Annotated in this window: 7 protein-coding genes; 6 read left to right on the forward strand and 1 reads right to left on the reverse strand. The window is 47.5% G+C overall.

The genetic code is table 11. The features are described from left to right. Window positions 1–107 precede the first annotated feature (107 nt). Window positions 108–1,331 (forward strand): PLP-dependent aminotransferase family protein, encoded by a 1,224-nt coding sequence (locus ACQSGY_RS06420; protein WP_216519478.1) that lies wholly within the window; start codon window positions 108–110, stop codon window positions 1,329–1,331. 187 nt (window positions 1,332–1,518) lie between these two features. Beyond that, window positions 1,519–2,145: an FMN-dependent NADH-azoreductase gene (locus ACQSGY_RS06425; RefSeq protein ID WP_216519480.1), complete on the forward strand. Its 627-nt coding sequence runs from the start codon at window positions 1,519–1,521 to the stop codon at window positions 2,143–2,145. A 158-nt stretch (window positions 2,146–2,303) separates the two neighbouring features. Here ACQSGY_RS06425 and ACQSGY_RS06430 read toward each other — a convergent pair whose 3' ends face one another. After that, window positions 2,304–3,173 carry a DUF2161 domain-containing phosphodiesterase gene (locus ACQSGY_RS06430; RefSeq protein WP_216519496.1) on the reverse strand — a complete coding sequence of 290 codons (870 nt, stop codon included), beginning with the start codon at window positions 3,171–3,173 and terminating at the stop codon, window positions 2,304–2,306. Between the two features lie 357 nt (window positions 3,174–3,530). Between ACQSGY_RS06430 and ACQSGY_RS06435 the strand changes: the two genes are divergently transcribed. From ACQSGY_RS06435 to ACQSGY_RS06450, 4 genes are all read left to right on the forward strand, one after another. Beyond that, window positions 3,531–5,426, forward strand: a complete 1,896-nt coding sequence (locus ACQSGY_RS06435) for a PrkA family serine protein kinase (RefSeq protein ID WP_111271465.1) — start codon at window positions 3,531–3,533, stop codon at window positions 5,424–5,426. A 238-nt stretch (window positions 5,427–5,664) separates the two neighbouring features. Then, window positions 5,665–6,666, forward strand: a complete 1,002-nt coding sequence (locus tag ACQSGY_RS06440; protein WP_426334414.1) for a protoglobin domain-containing protein — start codon at window positions 5,665–5,667, stop codon at window positions 6,664–6,666. A gap of 136 nt (window positions 6,667–6,802) precedes the next feature. Then, a complete protein-coding gene (locus ACQSGY_RS06445; protein ID WP_111271467.1) occupies window positions 6,803–7,834 on the forward strand; it encodes a LacI family DNA-binding transcriptional regulator in 1,032 nt (343 codons plus the stop codon). Between the two features lie 374 nt (window positions 7,835–8,208). Next, window positions 8,209–11,469, forward strand: a complete 3,261-nt coding sequence (locus ACQSGY_RS06450; RefSeq protein ID WP_427051156.1) for an endo-1,4-beta-xylanase — start codon at window positions 8,209–8,211, stop codon at window positions 11,467–11,469. Window positions 11,470–11,581: the final 112 nt, after the last annotated feature.

Consider the following 11,581-nt stretch of genomic DNA (forward strand, 5'->3'; position numbering starts at 1 on the left):
GACAGGTGATCAATCATGTATCGTCCGGTATATTTGGTGTCTGGCTGGAATAGGTTGTAGGGCGGCTGCGAGAACAGTTTCGGAATAGAATAAAGGGGGATCTATCCATGAAATATTTCTTTGCTTCCCGTACCAACAGGCTTTTGTCATCACCGCTGAGGGATATACGCGATATGTCAGGCAAGGAGTATTTCATTTCACTCGCTGAAGAACTGCCCGCGGAGGAATTGTTTCCGTTTAAGCTGCTGGAGCAAGCGGCACTGTCTGTATTTAGTTCAGGCCCTTCTGCTTTGCAGTATGGAGAGCCGGCAGGTTATCCCCCGCTCAGGGAATGGCTGAACAAGGATTGGAATGTACGTAAAGGGATACGGACTGTATCCGATCAGATTCTGTTGACAACAGGCACGCAGCAAGCAATTGACCTGGTGATGCGTCTGTTGCTTGAGCCGGGAGATTCCGTGCTTGTAGAGCACCCTACGTCCCCCGGCTGTCTTGAGGTATTGGAAATGCAAGGCGCAACCATTGTACCAGTATTTGGCGATCAGGATGGCATTCTGCCGGATTTATTGGAACAGCACATGCAGCAGGTCAGACCAAAGCTGCTTTTTGCTGCACCCAGCTTTTCCAATCCTACAGGAATTCTGTGGAGTATGGAACGACGAGAAGCTGTCCTTGATCTGTGCGCGCGTTATGGTGTTCTGCTGGTTGAGGATGATTCATACGGTGAGCTGCATTTTGACGGTTTGGAGCCCGCTGCGTTCTATCACAAGTACCCTTCGCTCTTTGCACTCGATACTGCCGATCAGGGTGGACATGTTCTCTACATTGGCTCCTTCAGCAAAACAGTGGCACCTGCACTTCGCACAGGCTGGGCTGCCGGACATCCAGCCTTGATTGAGGCTATGACATCTCTGAAACGAATTGCAGACGGACAGTCCAGTCCTATGAATCAACGACTGCTGTACGAGTTGCTTGCGCAGTCTCCTTTTCGATGGGGGGATCACTTATCCATGCTGAACAGGGAATATAAAACAAGGCTCAAACTGATGCTTGAACTATTGAAGAGACCTGGCTGGAAAGGGTGCAGCTACAACATACCTCAAGGTGGCATGTATCTGTGGGTACAACTTCCGGAAGGACTGAACAGTGAGGCGCTGCTCAAAGCAGCTTTGTTGAAGGGAGTTTCGTTTCTGCCTGGAACATTATGCTCTACAGGAACGCTTGATCAACGTTATATCCGCTTGAATTTCAGCCGTCCGGGACGTGACGAGCTGTTACTTGGCATGAATCTGATCAGCGAAGCGATCTCGGAATTTACGGCACGGAGCTAGGGATGTAACAGGTTGTTCACTTTGTCATCCAATTTGTATCACAATTTATGAGATTACGTTATTGCATCCACTAACATTTTTATATATAATGTGAATTAATGAGTTGTTGGTTTCTTTATACTAGCAGCAACGGTTGCGAGTTCAGAATACGCACTCATATATTTTAATTATTGGGGGAAATTTCAACATGTCTAATGTTCTTTTTATTAAAGCTAATGACCGTCCTGCGGATCAAGCAGTTAGTGTTCAATTGTACGATGCATTCCTGAGCGCATACAAAGAGTCCCACCCAGGTGATACAATCACTGAGCTGGATCTCTACAATACAGATCTTCCTTACTACGGCAACACTGTAATCACTGGTGGTTACAAAGCAGCTAACGGTATCGAAGCAACTCCAGAAGAGCAAAAAGCAGCAGCGCTGGCTGCACAATTGCAAGATCAATTCCTGGCAGCTGACAAAGTGGTATTTGCGTTCCCACTGTGGAACTTCACTGTTCCAGCACCACTGGTGAACTACATCTCTTACCTGAGCCAAGCAGGTAAAATGTTCAAATACACTGCTGAAGGCCCTGTAGGTCTGGTAGGCGACAAAAAAGTAGCATTGCTTAACGCTCGTGGTAGCGTATATTCCGCAGAGCCTATGGCATCTGCTGAAATGTCCGTTCGTTATGTAACAAACGTACTCGGCTTCTGGGGTATCCAAAACCCTGAGGTTGTTGTTGTTGAAGGTCACAACGCTTCTCCTGATCGTTCCCAAGAGATCGTGGCAGCAGGCTTGAAACTGGCTAAAGAAGTAGCAGCAAGCTTCTAATCCATTTTAATATCGGTTTAAAGAAAACGCCTGTTGTCTCCTAAAGAGATGACAGGCGTTTTTTTTGTGCTGTTGGGCATGGAAATGGAGATGCATCCGACATGTATCGGCATACACTGGCATGTTTTTCTATACATTTTGTGGTGTGAGCGTGGGCGTCATTTTCTGGTACTGTTCAGGAGATAACGTTCAGAAACCTCGGCAATCTGAGGAAGCTCCTCCAGCGAATGTTCCGCAGCAGTATCTGGATCAGCATAGGTTATTCCGGTATGAACGTTCCATATATGCTCGTCGCTAGCTGCCTGTCCCTGATTTTGTATCATCAGCGTATGCTCGGTTAAGGCCTCCACGCCTTTGACCGTCAGTATGTATTTGCCGCGAGAAAGACGTTCGAACCAGCCGTAATAATTTTTCTGCAATATGGCTGCAGCCGAGCCTACTCCGGTCAGACGGGCAAGTGCCGCAGGTGAGGATTCACCACTGGATCTCAGTGCAGCCGCGACACGTATCGCTTTTTCGCGATAAGCTGTCATCAGCTGCCGGCCTGTGCTGCCGCCCGTGTTATAATCCCCGCTCCGCTCATCGAATTCCTTGAGCAGACGCTGGCGGCGGATACCGCTTCTTCGAGCTGACAGAACACTTCTGCTTGAGCTTGTTATGACCGCAGGCTCACATAAGACATCAATCAGTGGGGCCTTCGTTTTGTAAAAGGTGACTGTGATCAGCCCGAGGCCGAGCTGGCTGCACAGTGCTGTAAGCTCACCCCAGCGCTGGTTGACAGCTCCGCGTTTGCTTCGGTTACGCTCTACCGCCAGATAGACGAGCGGGCTGAGCTTGAGGCGCTGCATGCCCTGCAGAAGCAGAGACAAGTTAAACGTTTTTTTCATCTCCACAATGAGTGGTTCATCCTGATCCGCCCTGACTCCAACCAGGTCACAATGCTTGACCTCGGCCTTGACCTCGAATCCCCGCTGCTCAAAAAATGCTTTGACGGGGGAGTACAGCTCCGTTTCATATTGTACAGCCATGCGTTCTGCTCCTTTCTTGTAATATGTGTCTGCCTGATGGCATTGTCCGCTTTTCTTCAATAGAACCTTTATTATAGCATATTGATGCTTTTTTTTCTGAGGTCACAAGATGTCTGATAGAACAGGGCATACGTAAAATTCAGGGCGAAGGTTTGAAAAAAAGAGGTCAACTTATCCAAGTTGCCGCATAGGTATGTAATACACTTTTCACATCATTAAAAGACGTTTGCATCAAACCAGCGGGACTAAGCCGGACCGCAGAAGGGTATTCAAGCAGGAGCTGCAACTCTATTGATTTCTTCATACCATTCGGAATGGTTGACAATCACACTAAAGGAGCCATGGGAGGTACCAAGCATGAATATTTTTGAACGCGTTGCGGAATATCGGGCAGAGAGTGACCGTTTGACATGGAACGGAACATTTGAAGACTATATTGCACTGCTGAAGGAGGACCCGACTCCGGCAATGACGGCTCACGCACGAGTGTATCAGATGATTGAATCGTATGGCGTAGAAGAGGTCGGGGGACATAAGCGATACAAATTTTTCGAGCAGGAGATTTTTGGACTGGATCGTTCCATTGAGAAACTGGTGGAGGAGTATTTTCATTCCGCTGCACGCCGTCTGGATGTACGAAAGCGGATTTTGCTTCTGATGGGGCCGGTAAGTGGAGGTAAGTCCACACTGGTAACGTTATTGAAACGGGGACTGGAGCAATTTTCACGTACGGAAAAAGGGGCGGTCTACGCGATTGAAGGCTGCCCGATGCACGAGGAGCCGCTTCACCTCATTCCGCTGGAGCTTCGCCCCGAAGTCGAGAAAGCGATTGGTGTACGCATTGAGGGCAATCTGTGCCCATCCTGCCAGATGCGAGTACGGACCGAGTATGGTGGTGATATCAGCAAAGTGCGGGTGGAACGTGTCATTATCTCCGAGGATAACCGGGTAGGAATCGGTACCTTCAGTCCTTCGGACCCGAAATCACAGGATATCGCCGACCTCACAGGCAGTATTGACTTCTCCACGATTACCGAATTTGGATCGGAATCTGATCCTCGGGCATACCGTTTTGACGGCGAGCTGAACAAGGCCAATCGGGGGCTGATGGAGTTCCAGGAGATGCTGAAATGTGATGAAAAGTTTCTGTGGAACCTGCTTTCCCTGACGCAGGAAGGTAACTTCAAAGCGGGCCGTTTCGCACTGATCAGTGCGGATGAGATGATCGTGGCACATACCAACGAGTCCGAGTATAAATCATTTATTTCCAATAAGAAAAATGAGGCGTTGCAGTCCCGGATGATTGTTATGCCGATTCCGTATAACCTGAAGGTGTCGGAAGAAGAGAAAATTTATGCCAAGCTGATTCAGCAAAGCGATATGAAGCATGTGCATATTGCACCGCATGCGCTGCGTACGGCAGCTATTTTTAGCATACTTACCCGATTGAAAGAAACGAAAAAACAAGGCATGGACCTTGTCAAAAAAATGCGGATGTATGACGGTGAAGAGGTTGAAGGTTACAAGGAAGCTGATCTGCGCGAGATGCAAAATGAATATTTGGATGAGGGCATGTCCGGTATCGATCCACGTTACGTCATTAACCGGATATCCAGCGCTTTGATCAAGCAAAACCTTCAGTGCATTAACGCGCTGGATATCCTGCGTGCCATCAAGGACGGGTTGGACCAGCACGCTTCCATTACAAAGGAAGAGCGTGAGCGTTATTTGAACTTTATCGCCTTGGCCCGCAAAGAGTATGATGAGCTGGCGAAGAAGGAAGTGCAGAAGGCTTTCGTTTATTCTTTTGAGGAATCTGCAAAAACATTATTCGAAAATTATCTCGATAACATCGAAGCCTTCTGCAACTGGTCAAAAATTCGTGATCCGCTGACAGACGAGGAGATGGACCCGGATGAGCGACTGATGCGCTCTATTGAGGAACAGATCGGCATTTCGGAAAATGCCAAAAAAGCGTTCCGCGAAGAGATTCTGATTCGGATCTCGGCTTACTCTCGTAAAGAGCGCAAGTTCGAATACAGCAGTCATGATCGTCTGCGGGAGGCCATTGAGAAGAAGCTGTTCGCTGATCTGAAAGACATCGTGAAGATTACAACCTCTACGAAGACACCGGATGCCACACAATTGAAACGTATGAATGAAGTAATCAAACGCCTTATTGAAGAGCACGGTTATACGGCTGCCAGCGCAAATGAACTATTGCGATACGTGGGGAGTCTGCTTAACCGCTAAACTGCTGCACCATTCCGAACTAGGTCCTGTAGATTTGCTGCGAGGCTCCTTCGCAGCAATCTCAGGGCCTTTTTATATTGAGATTGAGTCCAAAATAAATAATATTTTACAAAAATTATTATAGTTTACAAGTGAATTAGTTCTTATGGTATATGAATGTTTAGGTATTTTAGTCTATAATCAATTAACATATTTACAATTAGGAATAAAAAATGACAAGGAGTTGATCTAATCAGATATGGGGAGCATTTCAGCAGATCGGCAGAAGCAATTGGATTATATGGGTTTAGGTGTACGGGACTTGAAGCTGCTTGCGGATCATCGGCCTGTCTTTGAGAAGGTGGTTGAGGAAGTGGTGGATCATTTCTACAATCATGTAGGCAATTACCCGGAACTGATGGAACTGATTGCACGCTTCTCTAATATCGATCGGTTGAAGGAAACGCAGCGAATGTACTGGTTATCCATGACAGACGGCATTGTGGACGATGCTTATATTGAGCAGCGCATTGCAATCGGATTGGTTCATTCCCGAATCGGTTTATCTGAAGATTATTATCTGGGTACATATATGGTTTATTTGGACATTGCAACAAGTATATTTCAGCAGGTTATTCCGGATTCATGGCACCTGGTTGTACAGGCATTAAGTAAAATGTTTAATCTGGATTCACAGCTGGTGCTTGAAGCATATGAGAAAAAAGAGAAAGAGAAGCTTCACCAGCTTGCTGCGGATCAGAATAATACACTGCTGGCGATTACGCAGATTACCCAACAGCTTACTGGCATGATCAGTGAATTGAACGAAAATGCCATGTCCATCTCGAGTGTAGCGAATGAAACGGCTGTATCTCAGGAGCAGGCGCATACACTTCTGGAGGAACTGACGGGAGAGATTCATCAAATAGGCAAAATGGGCGAGCTGATTCGTGAGATTTCGGATCAAAGTCATCTTGTCGGTTTGAACGCTGCGATCGAAGCAGCACGGGCAGGAGAGTTCGGCCGAGGATTTGAAGTGGTCGCAAGCGAGGTCCGCAAACTGGCTGCCAGTTCCCGTGAGGCACAAGGTAAAATTCAGGCCAATCTGCAGCAGATTATGAGAAAACTGAGCAGCGTGCAGCTGGAGTCCGAGCGTACGTCCAAGGGCGCAAGAAGCCAGGCCTCACGTTCATCCGAACTTGCCGTATTTGCGACAACGATGGAGAAGCTGGCGCTGGATCTGAAAAAATTGGAGCAGTAAACTGGATTCGCAGAGATTCATGGCGCATCCATTACCGTTTCGGCATGTAATAAGCTATAATGAGTAGACAAACCTGCCAATGGTATAGATAATATAGCCGAAGACAGGCGATTTATGAAGAGGTTGAGGTGATTAGATGGCTTCTATCCATGATGTGGCCAAAGAAGCGGGCGTATCCGTTGCAACCGTTTCCAAAGTAATAAATGACTACCCGGATGTTAGCGAAAAAACACGTAAAAAAGTGAATTCAGCCATCGAATTATTGAAATATCAACCCAATGTGGTCGCGCGTGGACTGGTTAAGCGCCGTTCATGGACAGTGGGTGTGCTGCTTACCGTTCCGTTTACGAATCCGTTTGTTGCCGAATTACTTGAAGGTATCAAAACAGCCCTGGAAAACAGCGGTTATGATCTCGTTCGCTTATCTACAAGATTTGATGATCCTACATATTCATTTATTAAGCATTGCCGCAGCCGAAACGTGGATGGTGTTGTTGTTTTCGGGGAAGGCCGGGAAAATACAAGTATTCAGGAACTGGTTACAGCCGAGATTCCGACCATGTTTATTGACACAGATTTGTTTGGCAAACGTGCGGGTTACATCACAACAGACAATGTCAACGGAGTTGCGATGGCGGTCAAACATCTCTATGAGCTGGGGCATCGTAAGATTGCTTACATTTCAGGCACGCTGGGACCTGCTGTAGCTAATCTGCGTCTGGATGGGTACAAGGAAGGACTTCGTTTATGTGGTATTCCGTATGCAACGATATATCTTGAGGTGTGTGATTATTCCTTTGATGGTGGTGCGAAGGCAGCACGGCGTTTATTGGCTCTTCGCGAGCAGCCTACAGGTATCATCTGTGCATCGGATATGTCTGCCTTTGGAGCTATTCATGAGATTGAGAAGCATGGTTTTAGTGTACCGGAGGATATTTCAGTCGTGGGCTTTGATAATACGTATTACGCGGAAGTGTTCAAACCAAGTCTGACAACGGTGAATCAGAACATTTATACGATCGGCATTCGGGCGATAGAATATCTGATTGCTATGATTGAAAATCCTTCTTACACACCGCCAGTGGTTACGGAGCCTTCGAATTTGATTGTTCGTCAAACGACAGCACCTGTGAATGAAATGTATTCTGAAGCACCTGCACAGCCATAAGGCTGTGCTTTTTTAATGAGGCAGGCAAGTCAGTTTTTCGTTAAATAGACACAACAAAGGTAATCAGAAATATAAAAAGAGGGGGTTGGACACTAAATTTCCATATTTACAATAAAAGGCACGATGGCATAAATTTGAATGTGTAACCGCTTACTTTTTTTTGAAGGGCAGGTTCCCCAGGGCATTATCGGGCTCACTTGAGGAGGTTAAGGACCGTGCATTGAATGTTCCTGATCCCATCCGTGCAATCGTGTTATGGTTGCCAGCGAATAAAACCAGCAGAGGATATCCATGCATGCAGAAGTGTGTCGTGAAAAGCCTGATGTTTGACCGCGTTACAGGATGGATGAAGAAATTCATAAGGAGGAGTTTACGTGCGGGGAAGATGGTTGAGGTTATGCTTGGCAGCGGTTTTGATCGTTAGTTTGCTGCCAGGTCTCGGAGCAGGAGAATGGAAGGCAAGTGCAGCGAATGCGGGGGATATTCTGTTATCTCATTCGTTTGAGGATGGTACGACGCAAGGCTGGACAGCCCGAGGTGGAGTGAAGGTCGATGTGACAGCTGATCAGGCGTATCAAGGCAAACAGTCCCTGCAAACAACGGGCCGTACAGAGGCTTGGAATGGTCCTTCATTATCCTTGAGCGATGTCGTTCATAAGAATGAAGTTGTAGAAATCTCCGGTTACGTGAAACTGGTAAATGGCTCAGCTCCGGCTGATCTGAAATTTACTGTGGAGCGCCGGGATGGTAATGGGGATACGCAATATGATCAGGTCAACGCAGCTGAGCAAGTGACGGATCAGAAATGGGTGAAGCTGCAAGGTCAGTACAGCTATGAGCAAGGCAGCAACCTGCTCCTCTACCTGGAAAGCACGGATGCAAAGGCATCTTACCTGCTGGACGAATTCCAGATTCGTCTCGTTAAACCTGCGCCGGAGAATCCGGGTGAGCCGGGAGAACCAGGCCAAGTGCTGTTCAATGCTGATTTTGAAGATGGAAATGTCGGAAACTGGCGTGCCCGGGGTACGGAGAAGCTGGAGGTTGTCAGCGGCATCGGACATAATAGCAACCGCAGCTTGAAAACCTCCTCCCGCAGCGAGACTTATCATGGGCCGCTTGTAGAGGTGCTGCCTTATCTGCAAAAGGGAAGCACGGTTCATATCTCCTTCTGGGCGATGTATGATGAAGGACCTGCAACACAGGTCATTAACGGCTCCCTGGAGAAGGAGTTCAATGGTGACACAGCAAACCTGGAATATGCTACGTTTGCTTCTACAACGTTGAACAAAGGCCAGTGGAAGAAAATTGAAGCAGACATTATTGTGCCAGCCGAAAGCACAGGCATCAGCGGCTTGCGTATGTATGCCGAAACACCGTGGAAGCAGTCTTCCGAAGTGACGGAAACAGATACGATTCCTTTTTATATTGATGATGTACAAATTACTGCAACCGAAGCGATTGCTATCGAGAAAAATATTCCGGACTTGGCCAAGACGCTAGGTACGTCGTATGCGCTTGGCGCTGCCATTGATCAGACGGCACTGGACCCTAAAGACCCACACTCTGAACTGCTGACGAAACATTTCAAAAGTATTACGGCAGGCAACTTCATGAAAATGGATGCAATGCAGCCTACAGAGGGCAACTTTGTCTGGTCTGAGGCGGATAAGCTTGTCAACTTTGCTGCAGCGAACAACATGCAGGTGAGAGGTCATACGCTGCTCTGGCACAGCCAGGTGCCGGATTGGTTCTTCACCGATCCAAATGATCCATCGAAGCCAGCGACGCGTGAACAGCTGCTGCAGCGCATGAAAACACATATTCAAACGATTGTGAGTCGTTACAAAGGTAAAGTACACACATGGGATGTAGTTAATGAAGTTATCTCGGACGGTGGCGGTCTGCGTAATCAGGCGAGCGGTTCGAAATGGCGTGATATCATCGGTGATGTGGACGGCGACGGGGATGACAGTGACTACATTGAACTGGCTTTCCGTTATGCACGAGAGGCTGATCCGGATGCGGTATTGGTCATCAATGATTATGGCATTGAAGGCAGTGTCAGCAAGATGAATGACATGGTTAAACTTGTAGAGAAGCTGCTGGCGAAAGGCACACCGATTGATGCTATTGGTTTCCAAATGCATGTATCCATGTATGGACCAGACCTGAAGCAAATCCGTGAGGCATTTAACCGGGCTGCGGCTCTGGGGGTTCACATTCAGGTAACGGAGCTGGATATGTCCATCTATTCCGGGAACTCCGAACAGGAAAAACCGGTCACAGACGAGATGATGCTTGAGCAGGCATATCGTTATCGTGCACTGTTTGATCTGTTCAAGGAGTTTGATGATCGCGGTATAATGGATAGTGTAACGTTATGGGGACTTGCGGATGACGGCACATGGCTGGATGATTTCCCTGTCAAAGGCAGAAAAGATGCACCACTGCTGTTTGATCGCAAGCTGAAAGCGAAAAAGGCTTACTGGGCACTGGTTGATCCTTCAACGTTACCCGTATATCGAAACGAGTGGACGGCATCCCAAGCGAAGGTATCCTTGCCTGATCGTAAAGGACAGGAGGATGTTCTCTGGGGAGCGGTCAGAGCTCTGCCATTCTCTCATGTTGTGGAAGGTGCTTCAGGCACGACAGGAGAAGTAAAAACGTTATGGGATGGAAAAAAACTGAATCTGCGCATTGAAGTGAAGGATGCTACACGTCTTAAAGGTGACCAGGTTGAGGTTTTTGTAAGCCCGGAGAATGTGACCGCCGGCAAGAAAAACAGCACACCGAAGGACGGACAATACATCTTTAACCGGGATGGCGGGAAAGGCAAAGATGAGAAGCTGTATCAGGTAAAGGAAAACAAGTCGGGATATGTTGTCTATGCATCCCTGCCGTTATCCTCTGCTGACCTGGCGGCAGGCAAGGTACTGTCTCTCGATTTCCGAATTACAGATAAACAGCCTAATGGCAAAACCTCGATTGTGGTATGGAATGACACGAACAATCAACAGCCGCAGAAAACGGAGAATCGGGGCAAGCTCAAGCTAGGCTCTGACTTGAAACAAGCTAAAGTTACGTACGGAACACCAACGGTGGATGGCAAGGAAGATAAACTGTGGAAGAAAGCCGTGACGATTGCAACAGACGTCAAGGTAGAAGGCAATTCCGGTGCCAAGGCGAAGGCAAAGCTGCTTTGGGATGAAAAGTATCTTTATGTATGGGCTGAAGTCAAAGACCCGCTGCTTAGCAAAAAAAGCGCCAATGCACATGAGCAGGATTCCATTGAGCTTTTTATTGATCTGAACAAAAATCAGACGAGCAGTTATGAGGACGACGATGCCCAGTACCGGGTCAATTTTGACAATGAAACTTCCTTTGGCGGTAGCCCGCGTAAAGAGCTGTTCAAATCAGCTACCCGTCTGACGAAGGAAGGATATGTTGTTGAAGCGGCGATTCCACTTGAAAATGTGCGCGCCAAGGAAAGCAAATGGATTGGTTTCGATCTGCAGGTGAATGATGATGGTGCAGGAGACGGAAAACGCAGCAGCGTTTTCATGTGGAGTGACCCATCGGGCAATTCATACAGGGATACATCCGGTTTCGGCAGTTTGCTGCTGATGAAGAAATAGCATTGTTGTGTTCAAGCTCTGAAAAGGGGTGTTAAGACTAGGCTGAGACACCGTAAATGAGGGATAAACAGGCTCTGCTTCTGGAAATAAGTGTTGATTTTCAGGGCTGGGA

Origin of the sequence: Paenibacillus sp. TC-CSREp1 (genome assembly GCF_050171015.1) — a bacterium.
In the GTDB taxonomy this organism is placed as follows: Bacteria; Bacillota; Bacilli; order Paenibacillales; family Paenibacillaceae; genus Paenibacillus; species Paenibacillus silvae.

Bases quoted from the DNA above. Each gene is read 5' to 3' on its own strand.
- ACQSGY_RS06420 (WP_216519478.1), top strand. From the start codon at position 108: ATGAAATATTTCTTTGCTTCCCGTACCAACAGGCTTTTGTCATCACCG.
- ACQSGY_RS06425 (WP_216519480.1), top strand. From the start codon at position 1,519: ATGTCTAATGTTCTTTTTATTAAAGCTAATGACCGTCCTGCGGATCAA.
- ACQSGY_RS06430 (WP_216519496.1), bottom strand. From the start codon at position 3,173: ATGGCTGTACAATATGAAACGGAGCTGTACTCCCCCGTCAAAGCATTT.
- ACQSGY_RS06435 (WP_111271465.1), top strand. From the start codon at position 3,531: ATGAATATTTTTGAACGCGTTGCGGAATATCGGGCAGAGAGTGACCGT.
- ACQSGY_RS06440 (WP_426334414.1), top strand. From the start codon at position 5,665: ATGGGGAGCATTTCAGCAGATCGGCAGAAGCAATTGGATTATATGGGT.
- ACQSGY_RS06445 (WP_111271467.1), top strand. From the start codon at position 6,803: ATGGCTTCTATCCATGATGTGGCCAAAGAAGCGGGCGTATCCGTTGCA.